The organism is Psychrobacter sp. AOP3-A1-26 (genome assembly GCF_052378235.1).
GTDB lineage: Bacteria > Pseudomonadota > Gammaproteobacteria > Pseudomonadales > Moraxellaceae > Psychrobacter.
In genome coordinates this window covers 1-26,106 of sequence record NZ_JBQSXN010000044.1, presented here as the reverse complement: position 1 = coordinate 26,106, position 26,106 = coordinate 1, and the positions used below count along the sequence as shown (strand labels likewise).

The following is a 26,106-nucleotide window of genomic DNA, read 5'->3' as shown; positions in this document are numbered from 1 at the left end:
AATTATAATAATATAGCAAAAACTTATATAGCTAATTCATTATAACCCTTTATAGACAGTGTTATATAAGGCGAGAGCTTAGAACAATAAAAACAACCTTAGTAGAATGCAAGATAAACTTGCATTAACAAAAAACTTATTTTAGAAATAACTTGCATTGCGAATGTATATGCAATAATATCTTGCATATGCAGTTATTAAAAAAGTTAAGCACTTCGCCTATTACAAACTAATTAAATAAAAAGGCTTGGATAATTATGAGCAATAGCACAAATAAAAGCACACAAGCTGAACGACTGGTACAGCTACGCCGTGACAAAGGAATGACGGCAGAGCAATTGGCTCAAGCGATGACGTCTGCTGGTGCAAAGGTCAGCCGCGGCGCAATCTCTAACTGGGAGCGTGGGACCAATGGTATTGTTTCATCAAAACTACCGACCCTAGCACGCATTTTAGGCTGTAGCGAAGGTTACCTATTACGTGGTGAGCTTCAAAATGACACCGATAAAGAGGTCGGTTCAGATAATGCTATACAGTCAGACAATGCCAAAGAAGATGGCGTTCCAGCTGCACAAGCGGATAGCGACGCCCCATTATCAACTCAACGAACAACCACAACCTCCTCTACTCCTCAAATAAATTCACCAAACAATCCGATGAGTGATCACTCTATGAATACAATAAAAAAATCCGATAAACTACAAAACGTCTGCTACGATATTCGCGGCCCTCTTCTTCAGACTGCCAATAAAATGGAAGCCGAAGGCAAGCGCATCTTAAAGCTAAACATTGGCAACCCTGCGCCTTTTGGTCTAGAAGCACCGCATGAGATTTTACGTGATGTGGCGATGAATTTACCTGAAGCGACTGGCTATTCAGATTCTCAAGGTATTTTTTCAGCGCGTAAAGCGGTTCTACAATATTACCAATCAAAAGGACTCTTATCAGCCGTTGACGTCCGTGATGTCTATCTAGGTAATGGCGTCTCTGAGCTGATTGTTATGACCATGCAAGCCCTAATGAATGATGGCGACGAAGTCCTTGTACCCATGCCAGACTACCCACTTTGGACAGCAGCGGCCAACCTAGCAGGCGGTACAGCGGTACATTATCGCTGTAATGAAGAAGACAACTGGCATCCTGATATCGAAGATATCAAATCTAAAATTACCAGTAAAACTAAAGGTATCGTGGTTATTAATCCCAATAACCCAACGGGTGCCCTATATAGCGATGAAGTACTATTACAAATCATTCAAGTCGCAAAAGAGCATGATTTGATTATCATGGCCGATGAGATTTATGACCGTATCCTCTATGATGATATGCAACATACGCCGATGAGCACTTTAACCGATGAAGTACTGGTTCTATCATACAATGGCTTGTCAAAATCACATCGTATCGCAGGCTTTCGTGCAGGTTGGATGATGGTATCAGGTCGTAAACAACACGCCACTGACTTTATCGAAGGCTTAAACATGCTGGCCTCTATGCGTTTATGTTCAAACGTGCAGGGACAATATGCCATTCAAACGGCGATGGGCGGCTATCAAAGCATGAAAGATTTGACCTCTCAAAAAGGTCGTTTATACAAACAGCGCGAGTTGGCGGTATCCCGCCTTAATGCTATTAAAGGTATCTCTTGCACCATGCCACAAGGCGCATTTTACTGCTTTCCAAAGATGGATCCCGAGATTTACCCTGTCGAAGACGACATGCAGTTTATGATGGATTTATTGATAGAAGAAAATGTCTTAATGGTTCAAGGTTCAGGGTTTAATTGGGATAAACCCGATCATTTCCGCTTGGTATTTTTGCCTAACCTACACGACTTAGAAGAAGCTATGGATCGCTTAGATCGCTTCTTTGCTAAAAAGCGCAAGCAATTTGGTACCGATTAAAGATTGACTGGTTATAAAAAAACGCTTATCGGCATGATGTCGATAAGCGTTTTTTATGGTTAAAAATCAGGATGTGTCATCATTTAGATTGCGAGACTTAAAAGACGTTACTCAACACGAGATAACTGATTGCAGACATTGAGGCCGCCGCAGGGAGGGTAATAATCCATGCCAAGCCGATAGGCTTCATTAGCGCCCAGTTGGTGTCTCTATTGACGATACCGATGCCCAATACCGCACCAACTAATGTATGCGTACTCGATACGGGCAGACCCATAGTAGACGCCCCCATAACCACCGCGGCGGCCGCCAATTCAGCTGAGAAGCCAGAAGCAGGGTGCATTTTTGCCAAATTGGTGCCGACGGTTTGAATGACTTCTTTGCCGATAAACCACAGACCAACGATAAGTGCCACACCGAAAGTCAGCATGACAGCAGGTGGTACCGCAGCTTCGGTCGCAATACTGTTGGTACGAATCACATCCATAATCGCGGCAAACGGACCAACAGCGTTGGCGATATCATTGGAACCATGACTAAAGGCAAAGGCCGATGCGGTAAAGACTTGCATCCAGCTAAACATAATAAAAGTCGCTTTGGTCAAATCTTCCTTATGCTTGCCGCGAATACTTTTGGTATAGATAAAGGTCGCAAGCCACACCAGCGCCGATATCATACCCATGATTAAGAAGCCTTGCAGCGTCGTCATACCATTATTGACGTTCTTCAGCCCTTTAAAAATGACCAAAGAGGCCATTACTGCACCACCTGCAGCCGCAATCATAGGCACCCATTTCTTAAGGGCTTTTAGAGTATCCAGATTGCTGCGCTCGTTCTCAATCTCATAAAGCTCTTTGTAATAATCAGTCTCTAAGTCCTCAACGACGCAATCATCATCTTTATAAATTTCTTGATCACGCAACATCGCTGAGGTATACGCTAGCTGTTCTGATTCTGTCAGAGTGCTTAGATATTCTTTATGATTATTTTTGAGAGTTTTTTTGTTACCTTTAAGCGTGGCAATATGTGCTTCTGTTTTATCATTATATTCAATGATATTTTTCTTAATTTGTCCATATAATAGATAGGATAAAACGCCACCTAGTAAAGGAGATAGCACCCAAGAGATGGCAATCGTCCCAATCGTCCCCCAATTCACGGTCGATAGCGCCATTTCGGTACCACCTAACGTGATACCCAATACAATGGAGCTACCAACCACGCCGCCGATAATGGCATGAGTAGTCGATACAGGCAAACCTTTCTTGGTGGCAAATAATAGCCAAAACGCAGCAGCGATAAGCGCTGAGAGCATGACATAAATAAACTGATTGGGGCTGACTGCTAAACCATCTAAGTCGACGATACCGCTACGAATGGTATCGGTCACCTCGCCGCCTGCCAGCACGGCACCTGACACTTCAAATATCGCGGCGATACCTAACGCCTGCGGGATAGTCAACGTCCCTGCACCCACCGAGGTACCAAAGGAGTTAGCGACATCGTTACCACCGATATTGAATGCCATAAAGACACCAAAAGCAGTTGCCACAATAAATAGCATTGTCTGCTGGTGCATGGTGTAATCTAGACCCCACCATAAAAAGTAGGCGGTCATCGCAATCAGTAAAATGGCAAAAAATAGATTTATTCTCATAGAGCCGACTGATTTGGTTGACTCTGTAGAACTGCTGCTAATACCCATACGTCGATACGTCCTGCGTAAACTGATTGAAATTATATGTGGTTAATGATATTGCGCGGCTATTGATAATGCGGATGGTAGCATCTGCTATTAGGATAGCGTCTTAGAATACGCAATATACCGACTAAATAACGTTAAGAAACAAGATTTTTTCGTACTATTTTGATGCATTACTCTAAAGCTCACCCCTACTTATTCGCATTTTATTTTACTTAGAGGTAATAGATAAGGCAAAAAATACATCACTCAACATATTACAAAGCCGCAAGTAGTATTGCCAAATCGTCTGATTACAGCATCTTGCGGCTTAGATATATCATAGTAATAATGCTGGTACTGGTAGCTGGTATTGTAATCATCTTTGTCATAGTTGTTAAGATAAGCGTATCACGTGACAAGAACCGTCAATTAGTGAGACAACACACTCTATTTGCTATGCGATTTTCTCGCAGAGCAGAAGCGATTACGCGCCTATTATATTAAATATAGACGCATAATGCATGATGATATTGCGAGATTTGTAACTATAAATTTATGTTTTAGACAACCTGTTAATTTAGTGAAAAATTGTTGTGTTTTAAAAATTATTCAGGCTTAAAATACATGCCTATTAACGCTTATTATGCATCACCAACCCTGCCGTAGCTCTTAAGTCCTTAGTTATCGGAAAGTGCTGCTGATAATTGTTTGATAGCATGATCTAAAACATCCAGACGTGCTTGGCGCTTTTCATCGGTCGCAATTACGCACCATGGGGCGTTTTCGCTATCGGTACGTGCCAGCATATCGGCTGCAGATTGGACGTACTCAGACCATCTATCACGATTGCGCCAGTCGTCATCGGTCAGTTTGAATTGCTTATGCGGGGTATCTTCACGCGCTTCAAAACGCTTAAGCTGCTCTTTTTTATCGATGGCCAGCCAGTATTTGATGACTATCGTTCCTGCCGCTACCAAGTCTGCCTCAAAGCGATTAATTTCATCATAAGCACGCTGCCATTCGTTATCAGTGGCTAAGCCTTCGACACGCTCAACCAATACCCGTCCATACCAAGTACGGTCAAAGATGGCAATGCGACTGATACGGTCTGTTTGCTCGTTGGGAAGTTTGGTCCAAAAGCGCCATAGATACGGATGCTCTAGTTCATACAACATCGGTGCACCGATATTATAGACTTGATATTCACGCGGATCGAGTGGCGCAACCAGCCGCTTAATCGCACCACCTTTGCCTGCTGCATCCATGCCCTCAAATGCAAAAACGATATGACGACCTTGGCGTGCGCGCAGCAATTCGGCAAGACGAGCTTGCTTGTCTGCCAATGCTTCATGGTAGTCAGACTTATCCACCTCTGAATCATCAATATCTTTTAAGCGCTTAGGCAGTCCTACAGGTTGAAATCTTTCTGTTTCGCACGCTTGACTGAACTGCTCAGCAGAATCTGCTTCGTTAGTATTTTTATTACTACTTGCCAGCGCGGTTTGCATTGCATGCAGTACTTCATGGCAGAAATGATCGGCGGCTTGTGATTTATCTTCACCATCTATGATAATCCAATCATCCTGCTGCCGTAACAATGCCGCTGCCACCTCGTTAAACTGAGCAATAATCTTTGTACTATTCCAGTCGATTTGATACAAAAAATCAGGATCTGACTCATCATCATTTAGTCGCGCTTGCAGTGTGTCGACATCGACATGGAACCAACATTTTAGCAACCTAGTTTGATTGGCGACTAAGTCTTGCTCGAATGCTTGTAACTTAATAAGTTGCTGCTGCAAATAATCTTGCCATTTCGCAATTGGTAGCGCTTTCTCGTTGACAAACTTCTTATCTTTTGACTGTTGATTCTTTAGTTGCTTATCATTGTCGCTGTCTGATGCTGCCATACGCATGATGTTATAGAGCAAATCAGCATACCAATTACCAAAATACACCATCACATCACCGTGCCGCGGCATCGCCTCGGTATGCGCCTGCCAAATCGGTTGATACGCTAATGGACAATAGCCAATGGTGGCCTCAACCTTAAGCAGCCGCGGGTCGACCCATTGCCGCAATTGCTTAACAGCTGTCCCTTTGCCTGCTTGTTCCATACCATTGACCAGCACCAATAACCCTGTGGGTCTATTAAGGGTAGATGGTGTTTGTTGCCGCGTGGCCCGTAGGGCGTATTGGGCCGTAACCAATGCCAACCTAAGCGCATCCTTATCCATAGAAAACTGACTGAGAGGATTGGGGATTAAGCGCTCGCGAGCCACCTCTGCACTAAATTGTGCACTGACCGTTTGTGGTGTTGCGGGCGCAGCCGTATTATTCTTTTTGCTCATAACTGGAATCCTTCCATAATTGAAAGCAGGCATAATTGAAAGCTTGCCCGTTTAATCATAGCATTTGACCAATTCAGTAAATAACGCTGCTATGTAACAGTTTGACATTTGTATTCTGCTTTATTTTCTTTTAAGGTAAGCACAATTTTGCGCGCATTTTTAATAGATACTCATAGATATAAGAATCTCGCATTACTTAAACCTTTTTATGACCAATTTGATTGTCATCTTTACTTTTATAGGATTGCCTGCCATGTCTGCTTTAACCAATTTACAACAGCACTTAAATCGTTTTTGGGCGCTGCCACATCATGACGATGCCGCATTAAACACTAAGCTCAAAGAGGTTCAATCATGGCAACAAGCACGTATCAAACAGACGCATAGCACCCTATTTGAACAACCAAAAAACAAGCCAATGGCCGATTATTTTCTGACACAACTATATGGTGGTGATGAATTTAAGGTATTGGCAGAGCAATTAGGACGCATCCTTCCGAAAGCCAAAAAACTTGAACGCCTTGCCAAAGAGTCTTCTTTAGAAGCGGGTAGCATGGGTATTCAAGCGGCCATTCTAGCGGTTGAGCTAGATTTACATTTGGCGCAGTGGTTGCTTGCTCAAGACCTGCCTGTTAATGAAGATAATATGCTCGCCGCCTATCGCGCTGTTGATGAAGCGGATGAACGCCGAGTCCAAATCAACAACCTTAAAGAGGTCTGTTATCGTACCGATAAGGATCTTAACTCGTTTATGCTAAAAAAAGCCTTTTCACTAGCGAAGGGCACCGCTTATCGCCATAACTTTCAACCACTTTACGATTTTATTGATTCAGGTTTTAAAGCCATGAAGCCACTCAAGAGTGTGAGCAGCTTTATTGAACCATTTTGTGAGCGCGAAATGCAAATTATTGATGAGGTTCATGCCACGGATAATGGCGGTAAGCCAGCAGCGTTTGGTGTATGATAGGCTTAATAATATAAGTGGCTACTAGCCACTTATATTGCTTAAACAGACCATCATAAAAACCAATAATAGGACACGACGATGACTGATAACTCAAATAACAATCATAACCAAGCTGATCAAAAATCCATTAACGATGCTGATAATACTGCCATCGGTAACACCGCCAACGGTCATTTACAAGACAAGCTGGTTCAAGATAGCATCACCCATAACCAAAACATCACTGCCCAAGCACAAGCTCGCCAAAACCCAAACGTCAATGACAGTGCTAATGCCAATGCTAATACTAATGCCAATGAATTTACCCAAGTCCAAGATCTACCCACTGGAACGCCACAAGGCCAACAAACCACTATGCCAGATAACCATACAAACGATGCTTCAAACCACACCGCAGCAAAAACCAAGGTAGAAAAAATAAAACAAACGCTTTTTAACCAGCGTAATGATATTAATAACCCGCACACGACCGATACTGACGGTGCTGAAGAAACCCATTTTGGTTATAAGACAGTCAATAAAGCGGAGAAACAAGCGCGCGTGGCTGACGTTTTCACCTCTGTTGCCAAAAAATATGACATTATGAATGACTTGATGTCGTTTGGTATCCATCGCCTATGGAAACGCTATGCGATTAGCTTATCGGGTGTGCGTGCCGGTCAGCATGTACTTGATATCGCTGGCGGTACAGGAGACTTGGCCAAAGTATTCAGTCGTGAAGTCGGTAGAAACGGTCACGTGGTGTTATCAGACATCAATGCCGCGATGCTAGAAGTGGGTCGCGAACGCCTCATCAATGCTGGCTGTAACAACGTCGACTTTGTACTGGCCAATGCTGAAACACTCGCGCCATTTGACGATGAAAGCTTTGACTTAATCACCATTAGCTTCGGTCTGCGCAACGTCACGGACAAAGATGCGGCCTTAAAATCCATGTATCGCGTGTTAAAGCCAGGTGGTCGCTTATTGATTTTGGAGTTCTCAAAACCCGTATTTGAGCCATTATCCAAAGCTTATGATTTATACTCATTTACCGCCTTACCGATCATGGGCAAGCTAATTGCCAATGATTCTGAAAGCTATCAATACTTAGCCGAATCGATTCGCATGCACCCCAATCAGCAAACGCTCAAGCAAATGATGCAACAGGCAGGTTTTGAGAATTGTGATTATCATAACTTGACTGCTGGTATCGTTGCTGTGCATCGCGGTTTTAAAGCATAGCCATAAAAAATCCTAACGATAAAAATGGCGAATACTCTTAAGTCCTAGCGTCTGATCCAGCGATGACTACTGAGCAACTAATCCTAATAAACGATGCGCTTTTTTAAGGCGCCCAACTAAATATGCGAGAGCCTTATGCTGACTGTCTTACTATTGGCGGGTGCCGAAAAGCTGATTAATATTGCGATTACCAGCGATGAGATTACCAAAGCTGGTCTAGCACCGCTTGCTGGCAAAGTGCTGCGACTGAACATGGCCATGCCCGAAATTAATTTGGATGTATTGTTTACTGATGAACGGCTGCGTTTTGAGCCAGTGACGACCGAGAGTGTGTTTGAGCCAAGTGGCAGCATGGATGAGCGTCAAACGGCCAGTATGGCGCGGGCGCGGCTTGGACATAGTCGCCCTGATTGTATCATTACCGTAGACAATCCCGCGCAGTTGCTTAATCTGATGCGCGGTGCTGAAGGTAATTTACCTATCGCTGGCGACTATAAAGTGCTGATGCAGCTTAAACAATTGGTCGCAGGTTTTGATCCTGATGTAGCAGGACAGCTTGAGCCGTTTATCGGTAAGCCGATGGCCAGCCAGCTGCATCTGCTCATATCACAGCTTAAAGGCAGTTGGCGTCATAGTGCCAAGCGCGCCTTTGATGATGTCAGTGATTGGGCCAACGATGTCGCAGGCAATAGTGTCCCCGATCCTATCGAGGCAGCAGAAGTAAACGACCTCAAGCAGCAACTATTAAAGCTGCGTGCGGATGTAGAGCGTGAAGAAGCCAAATTGGTAGCCATCAAAGAAGAACAGGCTCAGTTTCTCAGCAACTCGTTCCATCAGTAGCTTATCTCACTGATTGCTTGTTTGATTGACGACGGTTAAACGCTGTTTTTTGTCGGCATTACCTAAAGATAAGCATACAGATCAACATAGCACCTACCCTATTTCTGACGTTTTCTAGAGTACTTATACCTTATGCTATTATCCCATCGTGCTCGTTTATTTGAGCTTTGGCGTATCGCCGCAAGCTATCGACTTGATACTCACCTCTCTATTGAAGAAGCACCGCAGCTGCAACCTTTGGCGCGCATTATCCGTCTGCATCCAGCAGCTTGGGGTAAAAAACACCAGCCAAATGCCATAAAGTATGCACTCGAAGATATGGGTACGCTGTTTTTAAAACTTGGACAACTGCTCTCAACGCGTCGCGACTTAGTGCCGCCTGAGATTATAGAGCAATTGGTTCAGTTACAAGACAAGGTCAAATCTTTTGATTCTAATGTTGCGATCACCCAAATCCAAGACCCTAAGTATGGACTTGGTCAATCTATCGAAATTCTATTTGCTCGCTTTGACGTTAAGCCATTAGCAGCGGCCTCTATTGCTCAAGTGCACACTGCCGCCCTGCATGATGGCCGTGAAGTGGTGGTAAAAGTCGTTCGCCCTAATATTCGCACCACTATTGTTGCCGATTTCGAACTGCTACGTGAATTAGCTACTTGGGCATCTGCTCGTATCGAAGCCGCTCGTGCCGTACATATCATCGACATCGTCGAAGACTACAGGCAAGTCATGCTCAACGAGCTGGATTTAACCTTAGAGGCTGACAACACCACGCAGATGCGCAATAACTTCTTGGGTTCAGCATTGATGTATGTACCTGAAGTCTATGATTCGTCCAAAAATGTGATGGTCATGGAGCGTATTCAAGGCGTGCCTATCTCACAAGTTGAAATGTTTGATCAGCTGGGTTACGACCGTGCCGCCCTAGCAGAAAAAGGCTTGACGATATTTTTCACCCAAGTATTTCGCGATAATTTCTTTCATGCTGACATGCATCCAGGCAACGTCTTTGTAGAGACGCCGCCAGTTAAGACACTAACGACAAATATCGCACCAACTGATTTGGGTCATGAGCCGCGCTATATTGGGCTTGACTGCGCCATCATGGGTACCTTATCAAAGGACGACCAGCTCATCGTCGCGCGGATGTTGTTGGCAGTGATGAATAATAATTTTACCGCGATGGTAGATATTGTCAGCCGCGCCGGTTGGATACCACCAAATGCCGACAAGCATGCGTTGATGCGCGATATGAAACGTACCGTTGGCCCTATGTTAAAAAAATCCATTAACGATATCGATTTTGCTGGTGTTTTGATGCAAATCTTAGATATTGCCCGCCGCCATCACATGAGTATCCCGCCGCAGTTAATGCTGCTGCTAAAGACCTTGGTGCACGTAGAGGGTCTCGGTCGGGATTTGTATCCTGATCTCGATATTTGGTCACTCGCCAAGCCGATTTTAAGCAGTTGGATTAAAGAGCAGCTGGATCCAATGCGTAATTTACAACAGCTACGCCAACAGCTACCAGAAATTTTATTATCTACCACTGATATCCCCAAACTGCTAGATCAAGGCCTACAAAGCCTTGCCTCACAAGGGTCGCGTCAAGACAGTCAATTACGTGAAATACAACAAATTCGTGCTGATATGCTCAACGACCGTCGCCGAGACTGGTTGGCGCTTGCTGGTTTTGTCATCTTTATTGCGATTGCCACACAAGTCATTGGCTGGCTGTCACCTATCTTTTATCTATTAGCGATTTTGGCGGTAGTTTGGCGCATTTTAGCGTAACACTTATCAATTTTATCTACTTTTTTAAAAGACTTTAGGAATTCTCTATGTCTACCTCTCATTTATCTACTGCCACTAAAAAAGACCACAGTGATGCCATTGCAGCTTTACAAGGCCGTTTTGATAAACAGCTCACCACCAACCTAACGGTGCGCGAGCAACATGGTCATACCATGACTTGGCTCGCCAACCAGCCACCTGACGCCGTATTGACGGTAAAGGATAAACACGAGGTTGCTGCTGCCGTTGCTATTTGTAATGAATATCAGATGCCAGTGATTGCCTTCGGTATTGGTTCATCCTTAGAAGGGCAATTAAATGCGCCTTATGGTGGACTGTGTATCGATATGCATGCCATGGATGCCATATTGCAGGTTCATAATGAAGACCTAACGGTAACGGTACAACCTGGGGTCACACGTGAGCAGCTAAATCATTATTTGCGTGATACAGGATTGTTTTTTCCGATAGATCCAGGTGCCAATGCCAGTATCGGCGGTATGGTCGCCACTCGTGCTTCAGGAACCAACGCCGTACGTTATGGCACCATGAAAGATGTGGTGCTGGCACTTGAGGTAGTCACCGCCAGCGGAGATATCGTTCGAACGGGCACACGGGCTAAAAAATCCGCTGCTGGTTATGATTTGACCAGGTTAATGATAGGTTCAGAAGGTACGCTTGGTATCGTCACTGAAGTCACGCTTAAATTATTCGGTATTAGCGAATGTATTGGCAGCGGGATTTGTCACTTTTCTAGCATCGAAGATGCTTGTCAGGCAGTCATGCTGACCATTCAAATGTGTTTACCAATTGCTCGAATTGAGTTACTCGATGCGGTGCAAATCAAAGCCTGTAATCAATATGCTAACCTTGATTTGACTGAGACCCCAACGCTATTTGTAGAGTTTCATGGCACAGAGGCCAGCGTCGCTGAACAAGCGCAAATATTTACCGATATCATCGAAGAGTTCGGTGGTCGCGATTTCGCTTGGGATACCAATGAAGCCGAACGTAAACGGCTTTGGCAAGCACGGCATAACGCTTATCACGCCAGCTCTGCCCTACGACCCGAGGCCAGTGCCTTATCCACCGATGCCTGTGTACCCATTTCACGTTTAGCAGAATGTGTTAGCGCAACAGCAAAAGATATCGAAGCATCTGGGATGATTGGACCTATCGTCGGCCACGTTGGTGATGGTAATTTTCATGTTTTACTGTTAGTGGATACTAATAATCCAGAAGAAGTCGCCACCGCTGACGGTATTATCAGCCGACTAGCTACGCGTGCAATTGAGATGGATGGTACGTGTACGGGTGAACACGGCATCGGACAAGGCAAACAAAAATATATGCAGCAAGAGCACGGTAATGCTTTAGTGCTGATGCAAGCCATTAAATCCGCCCTTGATCCCAAAAATATTTTAAATCCAGGGAAAATATGGCCTGAAGCTTTACCTACTCATTAGTCGTAAAGCCATTTATCTTAACACTGAAGTAAAAAAAGCGCCTGCCTTTAATCTCTCAATTAAAGGTAGGCGCTTTTTTTTAATAGTTTAGGTTTAATATTATATAGTTGATTCAATGTGAAAGCGGTACAAGGCAACCAAGCGTAGATGTATATATTATACTTCAAGCGAGGTTAACGCTGTAACTCTTTTATAGTGAATTAACTATAACATTTGATCAATCGCCATTTGAGTCAATACGCGACCGCGAGCGGTACGCAATACATAACCTTGTTGAATCAAGTACGGCTCAATCACATCTTCAAGTGTACCGCGATCCTCGGCCATCGCTGCCGCTACTGCCTCAACGCCAGCAGGGCCACCATCAAAACGCTCGTGCAATATTTCAATATAACGTCGGTCCAAATGATCCAGACCGCGCCTATCAACTGCCAGCATATCGAGCGCGCTACCGGCAATCGCGCCGTTGATACTACCGTCGCCCCTTACTTCAGCATAATCACGTACACGGCGTAATAGACGGTTGGCAATCCTTGGCGTACCACGAGCACGGCGAGCAATCTCCACGGCACCATCGTCGGTCATCGGCACACGCATCAAGCGGGCAGCACGACTGACAATCGTTGTTAAATCAGCAATATTATAAAACTCCAGCCGCTGAACGATACCAAAACGATCACGCAATGGCGAGGTCAATAACCCTGCTCGTGTGGTCGCTGCCACTAAGGTAAACGGTGGCAAATCAAGTTTAATAGAGCGTGCTGCTGGACCTTCACCAATCATAATATCCAGCTGAAAATCTTCCATCGCGGGATAAAGTATTTCTTCAATGACGGAGCTCAAGCGATGGATTTCATCGATAAATAAAATATCACCCTCTTCCAAGTTGGTCAGCATCGCTGCCAAATCACCTGGTCGCTCAAGTACAGGTCCCGAGGTTGAGCGCAGATTGCCACCCATTTCACGAGCAATAATATTGGCCAGCGTCGTTTTACCTAAGCCTGGCGGACCAAAGATAAGCGTATGATCTAACGCCTCACTACGACCTCTGGCAGCACCAATAAACACTTCCATCTGCTCACGTACCACTGGCTGACCAATATATTCAGCTAATAATGCTGGTCGAATATTGGCATCAGGCGCATCACTTGTCCCTTCCAGCGGATTAATCAAACGATCTTGCATCATAGGTTTTATCATTATCTTAAAAGAGTGAAGTAATCATACCATTTTCAAAAATTTGAGAAGCTTTTAATAGCTAGGAAAGCGAGTGCAAATACTACATTTAGTAGACTAAGCAAGCTTGACACAGCTAACCACATTGTTTGGGATTGCTATGAATAGCATAACCAAACGTTACGCATAAGTCATGCACAACATCATAAAGCAGCTATTAAATAAAGCACAGCCTAAAACGAAAATAAGCGACAATGACTGTCGCTTATTTGCTTAATTTAGACTTATACCGGTATCAATAGTAATAGAGCCCAAAAGACTTAAAATCCAGATAACTGCTGTAATGTAGCCTTTAATAAACTTTGCGTATCGGCAAAGGTATCACCGTTACTTTTGGCAGCTTTTATGGCTTGCTGAGCTTCTCGTTCTTTGTAGCCCAAGCTAATCAACGCGCCTTCGACCTCAGCAACAATACTACCTTCAGCAGAAACTGCCACAGGCTGAATAGCAAACTCTAGATTACTGTCATCAACTTCGATATTTTTCAGCTTATCTTTTAGCTCAATCAATAAACGCTGAGCCGTCTTTTTGCCGATACCTGGGATACGGGTCAACGCCGTTTCTGACTCTTGCTCGACATGCATTTTAAGCTCAGCCGCTGACATTGCAGAAAGCATTGCTAATGCCATTTTTGCCCCAACGCCATTGATTTTAATCAACTGACGAAAGACATCGCGCTCTTTACGATCGATAAAGCCATAAAGCAGCTGCGCATCTTCACGCACATGAAAATGCGTCCAAATACTTGTCTGCTCATTAAGCTGTAACTGGCAAAACGAAGGCAATGGCAGCTCAATATCATAGCCAACACCAGAGGTGGTCATAATACAAGCAGTCGGTGCCATCAAATACTGCACCTGTCCAGTAATCAATCCAATCATAATCCACTACCTGTTATTAGAGCCATGATAAAAAATGAGCTGAGCAACCATTTCGTTATTGAATGCTATCTTTTAACGGTCAAGCTTACTGATAAAAATCGACCATACCTTCAAGGCTGATTGGGCGAATCTTATGTGCTTGACCCGCAGAGCCAAACGCTTCAAAACGATTGGTGCAGATATCTGACATCGCAACCATAGACGCTTTAAAGTATTTACGTGGATCAAACTCACTTGGATTTTTTGCGAGGAACTCACGGATAGCCCCAGTTGATGCCAAGCGTAAATCGGTATCGATATTTACTTTGCGGACGCCATGTTTAATCGCTTCGACGATTTGTTCAACAGGCACACCATAAGTCTCACCAATATCGCCACCATTTTCATTAATGACTTTTAACCATTCTTGTGGCACTGATGATGAGCCATGCATCACCAGATGGGTATTCGGAATACGCGCATGAATCTCTTTTACCCGCTCAATGGATAAAATATCGCCTGTCGGTGGACGGGTAAACTTATAAGCACCATGACTGGTACCAATAGCAATCGCTAACGCATCAACGTTGGTGTCTTTCACAAACTGTTCAGCTTCGTCAGCACTGGTTAATAATTGTTCGTGATCCAATACGCCTTCTGCGCCAGAGCCGTCTTCTTCGCCTGCCATGCCAGTCTCAAGGCTACCCAAACAACCAATCTCACCTTCGACTGAAACGCCGCACGCATGAGCCAACTTAACGACTTCGCGAGTAACGCTGGCATTATAATCATAATCCATTGGTGTTTTACCATCTTCACCAAGCGAGCCATCCATCATTACCGATGAAAAGCCAAGCTGGATTGAGCGCTGGCAAATAGCTGGTGACATGCCATGATCTTGATGCATCACTACTGGAATATGTGGCCACTCTTCGATAGCAGCAATAATCAGATGACGCAAAAATGCTGACCCAGCATATTTACGTGCGCCAGCACTGGCTTGAACGATGACAGGTGAGTCACACGCATCCGCTGCCATCATGATTGCACGCATCTGCTCTAAGTTGTTGACGTTAAAGGCAGGAACACCATAGTTGTGCTCAGCGGCGTGATCTAGAAGTTGACGTAAGGATATTAAGGCCATAAAACGCTCTCTGATTAAATTTTGAATAGTATTTTAAAAACAGCTTTTGAAAACAGCAGATTGTAATAACCACCCTAACTGTCGCTATCACTTAGCAAAATAGTAAATCACTTTAGGGGGAGTTATCACGCGGTGATTATAACAAAGATTGCTCTGTCTTCGTAGCAGTTGGCCGACTATTTGTTGCTTATCTTTTTACCTACCTATTCATATATATCACATATAGTTGATTCACTTTAAAACCGACAGAATGAGTTTCTGACTCATTCTATTTGACATACTCCCACCACTTTCGCAAAGCTCAAGTGGGGGATTCTAAAAGCAAATGCTCTTAGGCGACCTTCTCACGAGGGTCACTTGTTTTCTGTTTCAACGGGCGACCTTTACTGCATCCTCCCTCCGCAGACAATACGGCATGTCCTGCCGCTAATATATTACGAGCCGCATTAAAATCAGCGTTCGCAACATACCTGCATTTGACGCACTCGAATTTAGACTGAGTTTGTCTGTTTTCCTTAGCGATATGCTGGCACCTAGAGCAAGTTTGGCTAGTGTATCGTGGATTTACTTTAATCAGTAAGCCGCCGCGCCATTGCTGCTTGTACTCAAGCATATTGACCATCATGCCCCAACCTTGATCTAAGATTGATTTATTCAATCCTGACTTGGCTTTGACATTACGACCTTTATTCTCCACCGTACCACTGGCTGATTTCGACATATTGGCGACTTTTAAATCCTCACAAGCAATCATGGCGTGGTTTTTGCTGATACTGGTGGTGGTTTTATGCAAGTAGTCATGGCGAATGTTAGCGATATGATGGTGTAGCTTTTGAATCTTGCGGTTCTGCTTTTTCCAGTTTTGGCTAAACAGAACCTTCCTGCTTAATTGACGCTGTAATTTAGCCAGTTTTACTTGATTGGCTTTAAAGCTGTTCTTAGGTTTGATGTACTGACCGTCTGAGGTGGTGAGTAGTTTGCTGATACCCATATCTAAGCCAATGGCGCTTTTAGAGGAGTGGCGAGGGTTCTCAGCCAGTTCGCGCTCTGTGCCAAACGACACGTACCAGTGCCCCGATTTCTTGCCGATGGTGACATTTTTAATTGTACCAATAATGTCTTGCGACTTCCTAAACTTCACCAGGCCAATGCCATTAGGCAGTTTTACTCGGTTGCCCTCAACACGGCAGTATTTATCAAACTGAACCAAGCGAATTGAGTCGCGCCCATCTGATTTGCGCTTAAATCTTGGCATCAACGGGCGTAGCTGGATTTCTGTGCCGTCAGCCAGTTTAAAGAACTTGGGTTTGCGAGGTTTCTTTTTATTTTCTTTTAATCTGGCATGTACTTTAGGATCAAAGAAACGCGACCAAGCCGATGCCAGATCACGTACTTTTTGTTGTAAAGACACCGCGTTTGAGCTGCTTTTTAAGAATGCAAAATCAGGGTTGCTCTTTAGACCCATGATTTTATTAACAAGGTTGGTGGCATTGATAAACTCATCTTTAGCAAACATTTCAAATGAGATCGCTAGCATTTGATTCCAAACAAAACGTGCAGAGCCGACAAGATTATTTAAAACAATCTCCTGCTCCGTATTAGGCTCAAGCCTAAATTTATACGCTTTGTTGATTTTCATAAATGCCTTCTTTATTAATGAGTGTGCATTTAGTAATATACTTATAATACTAGCACTTAAGAGTTTTTATTACAATGAGTGAGATATACAAAAACCGTCATGCCGCCTTTAACCTCCACGTTCATTTGGTTTTTATTACCAAGTACCGAAAAAAGGTCTTAGGTGAGCTACATCATGAATATTTCAGTGAGTGTGCTGCTGAGGTGTGCAAGAGTTTTGATGCTGAGTTAAAAGAATGTAACGGTGAAGCGGATCATATTCACATGCTTATCCAGTACCCACCAACAGTGCAATTAAGCAAACTGGTTAATAACTTGAAGTCAGTCACCAGTAGACGAATGAGGGGTGATTTTATTGATTTAAGAGCAGCTTATTCTAAACCTGTGCTTTGGTCACGCTCCTACTTTTCAAGCTCTTGTGGCGGTGCGCCATTAGATATTATTAAACAATATATTCAGAACCAGCGAGGTTAGCTAGTGATGCGAAATTCACCTCCACCCTAATGTCGGGTGGAGTCCTCTTTCGCTTTTTTGATAGTCAGTGAAAAGTAAAATCGATACATCACCTACTGCAGGTACCGTTTTTTCTTGCTTGCTGTGCCTACGCAGACAGAGGCTACAAAAAAACTATACCAGCAGTATCGTAGCGTTTTTAAAGTATTTTAATTATAGTCTCAGCTAAAAAATAATCAGCAACGCAAAAAGCCTTGGCAATCACCAAGGCTTTTTTAGTATTTTGAGAGCTTATAAAGCGGCCATTAACGAAAGCAGCTATTCATAAAAGCAACTATCAACTCTAATCACTCAAGTTGTATCTCAATCGAGAGTACCCCAATAGATTAGTCATTGAACGGCTTAGTACTGTTGTTCTGCTTCTACTGCGTTTTCACTGGCTTTGTCCTCAACGGCCGATGCCCCATCAGCAACCACTTCCGCGGTATTGGCAACGGCTTCATTTGCACCTACTACAACCGCTTCGCCCGTGTTTTCTAGCGCATCTGTGGCGGCAGCACCAGCTGTTTCAGCGCCTTCAGCAACTTCAGTACCAGCATTCTGTGCAGCAACTTCTGCATCAGCAGCAGCGGCTTCAGTTTCAGCAGCAGCTTCTTCAGTGTTGGCAGCAGCATCATCGCCAGCCGACTCAGCAGCAGCTTCCGTTTTATCTTGTGTTTCTTGGCTACATGCGGTGATTGCAAAAGTACCAGCAAGTACGCTAGCAAGTAACAAATGACGTTTTAACATAATAAACCTCTCGTAAATAATGCATGTCAAAATAAATGGTTGCGCTATTTTATAGTGCGCAAGTGGGACATACAATAACAATTTTCAGTATATAGACAAATAATGATTACTTAACAATAAAGCAACCACTTGATAATAATAGTTGGCTATCAACACTTAATTAATCCGTATAAAAACGGACAAGAGTGATGACCAAAATATTATTTTCACAGACTACCCTAGATGCCCATCATTAGTTGTATGCCTAATGTTACTTAACTTCTGAGTATCGTTAAGCGCTTAAGCATCAATCTGTAATGCAGCAACAGCGGGAAGCACCTTGCCTTCTACAAACTCCAAAAATGCGCCGCCACCTGTTGACATATAGCTGACACCATCAGCGATTTGATATTTATCGATTGCAGCTAACGTATCACCGCCGCCAGCGATTGAAAAACCAGCGCTAGCCTTAACCGCAGATGCCAATATTTGCGTGCCATTACCAAAAGCATCGACTTCAAAAACGCCGACGGGACCATTCCATAAGATAGTTTTTGCATTGATAATGGCATCAGCCAACTGCTTTGCACTATCTGGTGCGATATCTAAAATCATGTCATTGTCACCAATGGCATCGACAGACTTAATGGTGGCAGTAGCCTGTTGTAAAGAGCCCATAAAATCATCAAAGTTAATGTCGTTCTTATCGGCAACCACGACATATTCAGGCAGTAGTATCTCAGTTTTACTCATAATGTCACGAGCAGTATCGACCAAGTCTGCTTCGTATAGCGAGGCACCAACGCTATGGCCTTGCGCGGCTAAGAAAGTATTGGCAATGCCACCACCCACGATAATTTGTGAGCACACTGTCGCCAAACTGTGTAAAACCTCTAACTTAGTCGACACTTTCGAACCACCAACGATGGCCAGCATCGGCTGCGCGGGTGTTTCAAGTGCTAAGCTTAGAGCATCAAGCTCAGCTGCCAATAAAGGTCCTGCGCAAACCGTTTTATTCGCTTGACGCATAGCTTGAGTGACGCCTTCCGTAGACGCTTGCGCTCGATGTGCCGTACCAAAGGCATCCATGACAAATACATCGCACAAATCGGCGTATTTCTGTGCTAAATCCACGTTATTTTTCTTCTCACCTTTATTGAAGCGCACGTTTTCTAATAAAACTACCTCACCGGCTTTAATTGACACACCTTGAGTCAAATAATCAGTATTAAGGCTCACTGGTGACTCTAGTTTATCGCTTAAATAATCAGCCACTGGCGCCAGTGAGTAGACCGCCTCAGGACTGCCTTCAGTTGGACGCCCTAAATGTGAGCAAACAATAACCGCAGCACCCTTTTCTAGCGCCATTTTTATAGTAGGTAAACTGGCTTGCAGACGAGCATCACTCGTGACTTTACCGCCTTTAATAGGTACGTTGAGATCCTCTCGAATCAACACTACTTTGTCGGTCAAGCTCAGCTCACTCATACGCAAAAAATTCATTACCTGCTCCTATTTAGCATCTATTATTAATCTACAATGTGACGGTTGACTGCCTGTTCTTAAATAATGGTTATCAAATCTATTTAATCTGTTTAATCGATTTATCTTACCGTTGGTTTTTTATAGTCAGCTCACTTAAAAAGAACGATAGCACAGCTGACCCAGCAAGAATTTAAGGCGGTGTATTCTAGCAGTTTTCTCTCAAAAACTCATAAATATCCATCGGCTCGATAAAACGATCAGTAACATTTCGTGGTGGTACTCAAAAATTATGACCTCTATGATAGAGGGACTCTTTATCACAAACCTTACTTATCATAAAAAAATCATCATAAAGAAGACAAACAATAAAAATAATCCACTAGGAGCATACGATGAGCATCGATTTAAATACTGCCAAGCAGAATCTACTAAAACTAAAAGATGAATATGAAAATCGAATCAGAAAAATCGAAGATCACATCCAAAACCCACAAGATGACCTTAATGAACACTGGGAAGACCAAGCGATTTCTTATCGTCAAAATGATATGCGCAAAAACCTAATGGGCGAAGCACGTCAAAGCTTAGTCTATGTCGAAAATGCCTTAAGCCGTATAGAGAACGGTACTTATGGAGAATGTGAGGTGTGCGGCAAGCAAATCGAAGAGCAACGCTTAGAAGCATTGCCCTACGCTACCCTATGTATGGAGCATGCTGAGTAAAGAGGCGCTTTTATAAAAGATAGTAGCTATCAAGCAGGGTTTTTTATTCAGAAGACCACTTAGAAAAGGTTGACTTAGAAAACACCTGCTGCCATTGCTGACAACGCTTAGCAATGCTTTTTACAGGCAAATCCATAATATCACCCACTACCGCTACATAGCTAATAGGCAAGCCTGCCAGCTCTGAGACGTTCTCTGCCGTTAGTCCCCCTATCACGCAAATATTGATACCTTGCTGACAGCCATTAATAAGCTGCTGACGCGAAATAGTATCAGCGTTTGGTTTGGTATTTGAGGCAAAAACAGCGCCCATTGCCGCGTAACTCGCCCCTTCATCTTGCGCCTTTTTGACCAACGTCACGCCGCCATGACAGGTACGACCAATAATCTGATTGGCTGCTATACGCTGCTTGGCGGCGTGAATACTGCCATCTTCTTGACCAAGATGAACCCCGATGCCAAGTTTTACAGCCAAATCGATATCATCATTCATGACAACTGGTACATTGTGCGCTTTAGCCAAATCTACTATTTTCAGTGCTTCCTTGTAAAGCCTGGACTCACCATCAGCTAGCGCCAAGGTTTGTTTTCGCCGGATTTGTAATAGCGCGATTAACCCTGTCCCCAGTGCTGCCTCTAATTTCTTATATAGAAGCGCAAACTCGTCGTCATTGGTCAACAGATACAGTTTTGGCACTCGAGAAGTTGATGTCTGAACCATTTAACGCTCCTTGCTCTCAATACATTACTCAGCACAATACATTTCTCCGTACAATGGCGCCACACAATAAAAAGGCTGTTATGTGAGATAACAGCCTTTTTATAAATGCTTAAGCAATAACCTTACACCGTACGGCGTGTCGCTAAGCTGTTTAGGATATTTTTAGCATCGCCCCAACGTGTGGCTGAGCTATTCGCGCCTAGGATAACAATAATTGCTGGGCGGTTATTCACACGCGTTTCCATCACCACGCAACGGCCCGCTTCGTTAATGAAACCTGTCTTTGAGATACCAATAGGATAGTTACCTGCACGTACCAAACTGCTGGTATTATTGGCTTTATAAGTGCGGTTGCCACTCGAATAGTTTGAAACAAAGAAGTCATAGCTCTTAGTAGTAGAGAAACGACGAATCACATCATAATTACCAGCGGCGCGTACCATTTTGACTAAGTCATTTGATGAAGCAACGTTACGCTTATCAAGTCCCGTGGGATCACCGAAATAGGCAGTGGTCATACCTAGATCTTGGGCTTTACGATTCATCGCCCGGATAAAGGCCTTATAGCCACCTGGATAGTTACGCGCTAGACTTTTCGCTGCTGGGTTTTCTGATTTCATCAATGCCATCAATAGCATTTCAGCACGGTTTAGACGATCGCCTGATTTTAAGCGTGAGCTTGCACGTTTAGGACCAACGAAATCTTCTGGATCGAGCGTAATCTCTTCACGCATATCGAGACCCGCATCCAATACCACCATCGCAGTCATTACTTTACTAATACTGGCCATCGGACGGGCAATGTCGGCGTCTTTTTCATAAATAGACTCACCCGTTTCTGCATCAATGACGGCAACACTGCGCGAATCAGTGCTAATTGGAATCATATCACTGCTACCAAAAGCACCGCGATAAGTCGTGTTGAAAGTATTGTTGCTATTGTAACTGTTATTGCTGCTGCCAAAACTGTTGGTATTAGTGATATTAGTCGACCCGTAACCCGTATCGACTTTTTTGATAGCAGAGCCTTTAGACTTATACATGATGTTGCGTGCTTCAGATAAGCTATCGGCTCCACCTCGGCTTATACGAGCACTAGAGCCATTGTCAGCGCTACCATTAATAGTCAATGCCGCTTGTGCAACACCGCCCAAACTCAATGAAATCATAGCAGCGATTAATTGCTGTTTGGTTAATGGTAGTTGCTTCATTATGCCCCCTGCTGCCGCGATGCCATTAAAATTAGTAACTTTAATTAAAAGTCAGTAATTAGAAAATCAGTTACATACTAACTAATAGCAACAACGTACGTAGCGTTTATGGATGTGTTTGTAAGTACTCATATAGAGTTTTTGTATTTTTAGTGTATCATGGTTTGCATTTAAGTTTAATCTATCAAACTGATTTAATGGTTTATTTTGACCTAATTCAAGTTTTGCTACAACTACTTTATATTATAGAAACATTGCTTCACATTGCAGCAATATAATTTAACTTTGAATGCTGTAATCATTCGTATTTTGTTATATTAAACGGCGAAATTCATATAACATCTATATAACATAGTAACAGTATTTCACCTTCTCAGAAATAAAAAAATGACACCACGGTTTGGTTTTGCCGGTCATTTAGCATCAATAAAAACCTTCATTCTGACAAATAATAAAGAGTATCGTTATGATTAAAGTATTGGTAGTAGATGATCATGATTTGGTAAGAATGGGTATCAGCCGTATGTTATCAGACAGTGCCGACATCGAAGTGGTTGGCGAAGCGGATAGCGGTGATATGGCCATTAAACTGGCCAAACAACTACATCCTGATGTGATTTTACTGGATGTTAATATGCCCAATATTGGTGGACTTGAAGCAACCAAACGCTTAATTCAACTGAATATGGGTATTAAGATATTGGCCGTGAGTAGTATGTCAGCACAGCCTTATCCCTCCATGCTTATCAAAGCGGGTGTCAATGGCTATATTACTAAAGGCACACCTCTCGAGGAGATGATTCGAGCGGTCAAAAAAATCTATCAAGGCGGGCGCTACTTTAGCCAAGATGTCGCCGAGCAATTGGCTGATGTTTTATTATCAGATAATGCCAATTCACCTTTTGACTTATTGAGTGATCGTGAAAAACAGGTAGCAATGATGGTCGTCAACTGTCAAAGCCCGCAACAAATCGCCGATCAGCTGTTTGTCAGTGTCAAAACTATTAATACTTATCGCTACCGTATCTACGAAAAAGTCGGTGTAGATAGTGATGTCAAGTTGACTCATTTGGCAATTCGTCACGGCCTGATTCAACCATAAGTCATTTAAGCACTTAAGCATCTATCCTTTTATGACGGTCAATTTATGAAGTCTGCTACTGCTATCACTCACTATTTACATCGCGAAGACACCCTCCCTCTATCGCAACTGCGCAGACTAGGTCTCATCTATAGCAGTTATCGCTTTGTTCTTAGTTTGTTTTCTATGCTAACGGTATATATCACTGCTCGCACGGGTGGTAGCACATCCCTACCAAGCTTCCTGCAGCAGACCGCACTCAGCTTTTATGTCATTCTTAGCTTAATCTTGCTTGGCTTGTTTTATGTTGTGCATAAAAAAATGCAACGGCAGCTAGCGCTTGGACTGGCATTAGATGTCATTATATTAAGCTTATTATTGTATACCGCAGGTGCGCCTGACTTGCAGTTGACCATGCTTTATATGGTGGTCGTGGCAGCAAGCTTTATGCTACTGCAAGGCTCACAAGCATTAATCATTACCCTACTCGCTATTATTTTTGTCATTTATCAACAGTTTTTTTATGCCATTGCCAATAGTATGAATTTGGCCAATTTGGCTGATGCTTTACTCATGTCAGCGAGCTTTTTAGCGGTCGGTGGCTTGAGCTGGTCAATCTCGCACCGCTTAGTACAGCTTGAAAAAGTAGCCGCCAATCATGCCAAAGAAGTCGAAAGACTGAATGTCATCAATCAAGAAGTGGTCACGCAAATGATTAGCGGTGTCATTGTTATCGATACCCAGCATATCGTCTTGGCAAACCTTGCGGCTCACCAATTACTGAGCATTTCACATAATCCGCGAGAGTTGTTGCACAGCACCACCGTTGATAAACAAAATAGGCGAAATAACTCTCGTAACACCCTTCTATCTAACTTCCAGCAGCAGCTCAATGAGCAGCATTCGCAGCTGTTTGAGGCTTGTTTGTCGGTAGCAGCTGGGCAGTCGCGCAGCTTTACTTATGACTTGCCTGCGGTAGCAAACGCTTCCATATTTGGCAAGCTACGAGTACAAATCATCCCATTAAAAGATGGCAGTAAATTGATCCTGCTGGAAGACTTACGCCGTGAACAAGCCAGCGCCCAACAATTAAAACTGGCCTCTTTAGGACAATTAACAGCCAGTATCGCTCATGAAATAAGAAATCCACTAGCGGCTATCTCACAAGCCAGCCAGCTGCTGATGGAGGATAGCCTAGAAAGTACTACGCAAAACACAACAGATGACAGTATGGCAGCTAGTGCATTAAGCAGCGATACGACTGGTAATTACGAGCTTTATAAAATGATATTTTCACAGACGAAGCGGGTGAATCGTATCATCGAGGACATTCTAAAGCTGTCGCGACAACAAGCGGCAAAACAGCAGTCGGTTGCGTTAACCGAGTGGGTACCAACATTTTTAGAGAATTACTTTCAAGGACACGATATTTTTCTGCATATTAAGGCTCAACCCACCATCTCTTTCGATACCCATCAATTAGAGCAAATCTTAATTAACTTAATTAACAATGGCTTACGTCATAGTAGCTACGCTCACCCTCATGCCTTTGTGGAAATCGAAATTTATTGTGCAGATAACGATGTTATAATTGATATCTTAGATGGGGGTGCTGGTGTTAATATTGACGATATTCCGCATTTATTCAACCCGTTTTTTACCACAGATGAAGCAGGAACAGGCTTAGGATTGTATTTATCGCAAGCATTTTGTGAAGCTAATCAAGCCCGTTTACTTTGTATTCCTGAGCACGAAAAAACTTGCTTTCGTTTGATTGCTCCTGCGACCAACTCTGATACTACCTTTAAAAATACTGAAGACTCCCTTGATTAAAGTTTTTGTAAAGTAAGATGTTTGTCTTATGAAAAAGGTTGATCTCTTAAATATTTGCTATAAAAAGCTGTATACGATTGATTCCTCGGTATTCTGCAAAAGGGCTTTACCCTTGTTTCGTTTAAAACCTTAATACTTTATAGCTGTTGAACACGATGAGATGATGTATGACAAAAACCGCACTAGTCGTTGATGATGAAGTAGATCTGTGCCGATTAATGCAGATTACTTTGAATAAAATGGGTATCAAAAGTGATGTGGCATATACACTGGCACAAGCAAGATCATACTGGCAAGAAAATGAGTATGATTTTTGCTTGACTGACCTAAAGCTGCCTGACGGTTCAGGGCTGGAGCTGGTAAAAGAAGTTAGCAATAGCTCTAATACCCCGATAGCCGTTATTACCGCACACGGCAGTATGGACTTAGCTATTGAAGCATTAAAGATGGGCGCTTTTGATTTCGTTAACAAGCCACTTGAGCTGCCACGTTTACGTCAATTAGTCGAAAATGCCCTAAAGGTTATTCATCGAGATAGCGAAGCGCAAACCACACCTGAATCTACACCCGAACAAAAAATGTTAGACAGTAGACTCATCGGTGATTCTGCCGTGATGCATCCCCTCAAAAAAACTATTTTAAAATTGGCCCGCTCGCAAGCACCCGTGTTTTTGGCTGGGGCATCTGGTACGGGTAAAGAAGTAGTCGCCAGATTGATTCATGA

General features: G+C 43.4%; 21 protein-coding genes. 11 read left to right on the top strand and 10 right to left on the bottom strand.

The genetic code is table 11. From position 1 onward, the window contains the following. The first annotated feature begins 257 nt into the window (after positions 1–257). Positions 258–1,904 (top strand): aminotransferase class I/II-fold pyridoxal phosphate-dependent enzyme, encoded by a 1,647-nt coding sequence (locus ACT3TU_RS08710; RefSeq protein ID WP_192523385.1) that lies wholly within the window; start codon positions 258–260, stop codon positions 1,902–1,904. A 97-nt stretch (positions 1,905–2,001) separates the two neighbouring features. On the opposite strand, the gene ACT3TU_RS08705 is transcribed toward ACT3TU_RS08710, so the two are convergent. Next, positions 2,002–3,609 (bottom strand): inorganic phosphate transporter, encoded by a 1,608-nt coding sequence (locus ACT3TU_RS08705; RefSeq protein WP_444784284.1) that lies wholly within the window; start codon positions 3,607–3,609, stop codon positions 2,002–2,004. A gap of 656 nt (positions 3,610–4,265) precedes the next feature. Beyond that, positions 4,266–5,939, bottom strand: a complete 1,674-nt coding sequence (locus ACT3TU_RS08700) for an ATPase (protein WP_192523383.1) — start codon at positions 5,937–5,939, stop codon at positions 4,266–4,268. Positions 5,940–6,192: 253 nt separating this feature from the next. Between ACT3TU_RS08700 and ACT3TU_RS08695 the strand changes: the two genes are divergently transcribed. The 5 genes from ACT3TU_RS08695 (at position 6,193) to ACT3TU_RS08675 (ending at position 12,230) form a co-directional block, all read left to right on the top strand. Continuing rightward, on the top strand, positions 6,193–6,903 hold the full coding sequence (locus ACT3TU_RS08695; RefSeq protein WP_192523382.1) for an FFLEELY motif protein: 711 nt from the start codon (positions 6,193–6,195) through the stop codon (positions 6,901–6,903). Positions 6,904–7,323: 420 nt separating this feature from the next. Further along, a complete protein-coding gene (ubiE, locus tag ACT3TU_RS08690) occupies positions 7,324–8,130 on the top strand; it encodes a bifunctional demethylmenaquinone methyltransferase/2-methoxy-6-polyprenyl-1,4-benzoquinol methylase UbiE (protein ID WP_413038379.1) in 807 nt (268 codons plus the stop codon). Between the two features lie 135 nt (positions 8,131–8,265). Further along, entirely contained in the window at positions 8,266–8,970 is a 705-nt protein-coding gene (locus tag ACT3TU_RS08685) for a ubiquinone biosynthesis accessory factor UbiJ (protein ID WP_192523381.1), read from the top strand. A 132-nt stretch (positions 8,971–9,102) separates the two neighbouring features. Continuing rightward, entirely contained in the window at positions 9,103–10,764 is a 1,662-nt protein-coding gene (locus ACT3TU_RS08680) for an ABC1 kinase family protein (protein WP_192523380.1), read from the top strand. A gap of 47 nt (positions 10,765–10,811) precedes the next feature. Beyond that, complete coding sequence (locus ACT3TU_RS08675; protein ID WP_444784283.1) at positions 10,812–12,230, top strand: FAD-binding oxidoreductase; 1,419 nt, start codon at positions 10,812–10,814, stop codon at positions 12,228–12,230. Between the two features lie 204 nt (positions 12,231–12,434). Here ACT3TU_RS08675 and ruvB read toward each other — a convergent pair whose 3' ends face one another. The 4 genes from ruvB to ACT3TU_RS08655 all read right to left on the bottom strand — a co-directional run bounded on the left by ruvB (position 12,435) and on the right by ACT3TU_RS08655 (position 17,109). Beyond that, complete coding sequence (ruvB, locus tag ACT3TU_RS08670; RefSeq protein ID WP_225735300.1) at positions 12,435–13,415, bottom strand: Holliday junction branch migration DNA helicase RuvB; 981 nt, start codon at positions 13,413–13,415, stop codon at positions 12,435–12,437. A gap of 311 nt (positions 13,416–13,726) precedes the next feature. Further along, on the bottom strand, positions 13,727–14,347 hold the full coding sequence (ruvA, locus tag ACT3TU_RS08665) for a Holliday junction branch migration protein RuvA (protein WP_192523377.1): 621 nt from the start codon (positions 14,345–14,347) through the stop codon (positions 13,727–13,729). A gap of 85 nt (positions 14,348–14,432) precedes the next feature. Continuing rightward, complete coding sequence (gene fba / locus ACT3TU_RS08660) at positions 14,433–15,470, bottom strand: class II fructose-bisphosphate aldolase (protein ID WP_192523376.1); 1,038 nt, start codon at positions 15,468–15,470, stop codon at positions 14,433–14,435. A gap of 331 nt (positions 15,471–15,801) precedes the next feature. Beyond that, on the bottom strand, positions 15,802–17,109 hold the full coding sequence (locus tag ACT3TU_RS08655; RefSeq protein ID WP_192520979.1) for an RNA-guided endonuclease InsQ/TnpB family protein: 1,308 nt from the start codon (positions 17,107–17,109) through the stop codon (positions 15,802–15,804). Between the two features lie 74 nt (positions 17,110–17,183). Here ACT3TU_RS08655 and tnpA point away from each other — a divergent pair, with 74 nt between their 5' ends. Next, positions 17,184–17,582, top strand: a complete 399-nt coding sequence (gene tnpA / locus ACT3TU_RS08650; protein ID WP_192523375.1) for an IS200/IS605 family transposase — start codon at positions 17,184–17,186, stop codon at positions 17,580–17,582. 381 nt (positions 17,583–17,963) lie between these two features. Here the strand turns inward: tnpA and ACT3TU_RS08645 are convergent, their stop codons facing one another. Beyond that, entirely contained in the window at positions 17,964–18,350 is a 387-nt protein-coding gene (locus ACT3TU_RS08645; protein ID WP_192523374.1) for a hypothetical protein, read from the bottom strand. Between the two features lie 279 nt (positions 18,351–18,629). Then, positions 18,630–19,832 carry a phosphoglycerate kinase gene (locus ACT3TU_RS08640; RefSeq protein ID WP_192523373.1) on the bottom strand — a complete coding sequence of 401 codons (1,203 nt, stop codon included), beginning with the start codon at positions 19,830–19,832 and terminating at the stop codon, positions 18,630–18,632. A 374-nt stretch (positions 19,833–20,206) separates the two neighbouring features. Here ACT3TU_RS08640 and ACT3TU_RS08635 point away from each other — a divergent pair, with 374 nt between their 5' ends. Continuing rightward, positions 20,207–20,536: a TraR/DksA family transcriptional regulator gene (locus tag ACT3TU_RS08635; RefSeq protein WP_192523372.1), complete on the top strand. Its 330-nt coding sequence runs from the start codon at positions 20,207–20,209 to the stop codon at positions 20,534–20,536. A 43-nt stretch (positions 20,537–20,579) separates the two neighbouring features. Here ACT3TU_RS08635 and ACT3TU_RS08630 read toward each other — a convergent pair whose 3' ends face one another. After that, positions 20,580–21,257, bottom strand: coding sequence for a thiamine phosphate synthase (locus ACT3TU_RS08630; protein WP_192523371.1), 678 nt, complete (start codon positions 21,255–21,257; stop codon positions 20,580–20,582). 122 nt (positions 21,258–21,379) lie between these two features. Beyond that, positions 21,380–22,468 (bottom strand): serine hydrolase, encoded by a 1,089-nt coding sequence (locus ACT3TU_RS08625; RefSeq protein WP_192523370.1) that lies wholly within the window; start codon positions 22,466–22,468, stop codon positions 21,380–21,382. A gap of 466 nt (positions 22,469–22,934) precedes the next feature. On the opposite strand from ACT3TU_RS08625, the gene ACT3TU_RS08620 reads away from it, so the two are divergent. From ACT3TU_RS08620 to ACT3TU_RS08610, 3 genes are all read left to right on the top strand, one after another. Continuing rightward, the gene (locus ACT3TU_RS08620; protein WP_192523369.1) at positions 22,935–23,570 is read left to right on the top strand and encodes a response regulator; all 636 of its coding nucleotides are present in this window, start codon (positions 22,935–22,937) and stop codon (positions 23,568–23,570) included. Positions 23,571–23,615: 45 nt separating this feature from the next. Next, positions 23,616–25,382, top strand: a complete 1,767-nt coding sequence (locus tag ACT3TU_RS08615) for a sensor histidine kinase (protein WP_192523368.1) — start codon at positions 23,616–23,618, stop codon at positions 25,380–25,382. Positions 25,383–25,549: 167 nt separating this feature from the next. Continuing rightward, the coding region (locus ACT3TU_RS08610) for a sigma-54-dependent transcriptional regulator (protein ID WP_444784282.1) at positions 25,550–26,106 on the top strand (557 nt) is incomplete at its 3' end.

Bases quoted from the DNA above. Each gene is read 5' to 3' on its own strand.
- ACT3TU_RS08710 (WP_192523385.1), top strand. From the start codon at position 258: ATGAGCAATAGCACAAATAAAAGCACACAAGCTGAACGACTGGTACAG.
- ACT3TU_RS08705 (WP_444784284.1), bottom strand. From the start codon at position 3,609: ATGGGTATTAGCAGCAGTTCTACAGAGTCAACCAAATCAGTCGGCTCT.
- ACT3TU_RS08700 (WP_192523383.1), bottom strand. From the start codon at position 5,939: ATGAGCAAAAAGAATAATACGGCTGCGCCCGCAACACCACAAACGGTC.
- ACT3TU_RS08695 (WP_192523382.1), top strand. From the start codon at position 6,193: ATGTCTGCTTTAACCAATTTACAACAGCACTTAAATCGTTTTTGGGCG.
- ACT3TU_RS08685 (WP_192523381.1), top strand. From the start codon at position 8,266: ATGCTGACTGTCTTACTATTGGCGGGTGCCGAAAAGCTGATTAATATT.
- ACT3TU_RS08680 (WP_192523380.1), top strand. From the start codon at position 9,103: ATGCTATTATCCCATCGTGCTCGTTTATTTGAGCTTTGGCGTATCGCC.
- ACT3TU_RS08675 (WP_444784283.1), top strand. From the start codon at position 10,812: ATGTCTACCTCTCATTTATCTACTGCCACTAAAAAAGACCACAGTGAT.
- ruvB (WP_225735300.1), bottom strand. From the start codon at position 13,415: ATGCAAGATCGTTTGATTAATCCGCTGGAAGGGACAAGTGATGCGCCT.
- ruvA (WP_192523377.1), bottom strand. From the start codon at position 14,347: ATGATTGGATTGATTACTGGACAGGTGCAGTATTTGATGGCACCGACT.
- fba (WP_192523376.1), bottom strand. From the start codon at position 15,470: ATGGCCTTAATATCCTTACGTCAACTTCTAGATCACGCCGCTGAGCAC.
- ACT3TU_RS08655 (WP_192520979.1), bottom strand. From the start codon at position 17,109: ATGAAAATCAACAAAGCGTATAAATTTAGGCTTGAGCCTAATACGGAG.
- tnpA (WP_192523375.1), top strand. From the start codon at position 17,184: ATGAGTGAGATATACAAAAACCGTCATGCCGCCTTTAACCTCCACGTT.
- ACT3TU_RS08645 (WP_192523374.1), bottom strand. From the start codon at position 18,350: ATGTTAAAACGTCATTTGTTACTTGCTAGCGTACTTGCTGGTACTTTT.
- ACT3TU_RS08640 (WP_192523373.1), bottom strand. From the start codon at position 19,832: ATGAATTTTTTGCGTATGAGTGAGCTGAGCTTGACCGACAAAGTAGTG.
- ACT3TU_RS08635 (WP_192523372.1), top strand. From the start codon at position 20,207: ATGAGCATCGATTTAAATACTGCCAAGCAGAATCTACTAAAACTAAAA.
- ACT3TU_RS08630 (WP_192523371.1), bottom strand. From the start codon at position 21,257: ATGGTTCAGACATCAACTTCTCGAGTGCCAAAACTGTATCTGTTGACC.
- ACT3TU_RS08625 (WP_192523370.1), bottom strand. From the start codon at position 22,468: ATGAAGCAACTACCATTAACCAAACAGCAATTAATCGCTGCTATGATT.
- ACT3TU_RS08620 (WP_192523369.1), top strand. From the start codon at position 22,935: ATGATTAAAGTATTGGTAGTAGATGATCATGATTTGGTAAGAATGGGT.
- ACT3TU_RS08615 (WP_192523368.1), top strand. From the start codon at position 23,616: ATGAAGTCTGCTACTGCTATCACTCACTATTTACATCGCGAAGACACC.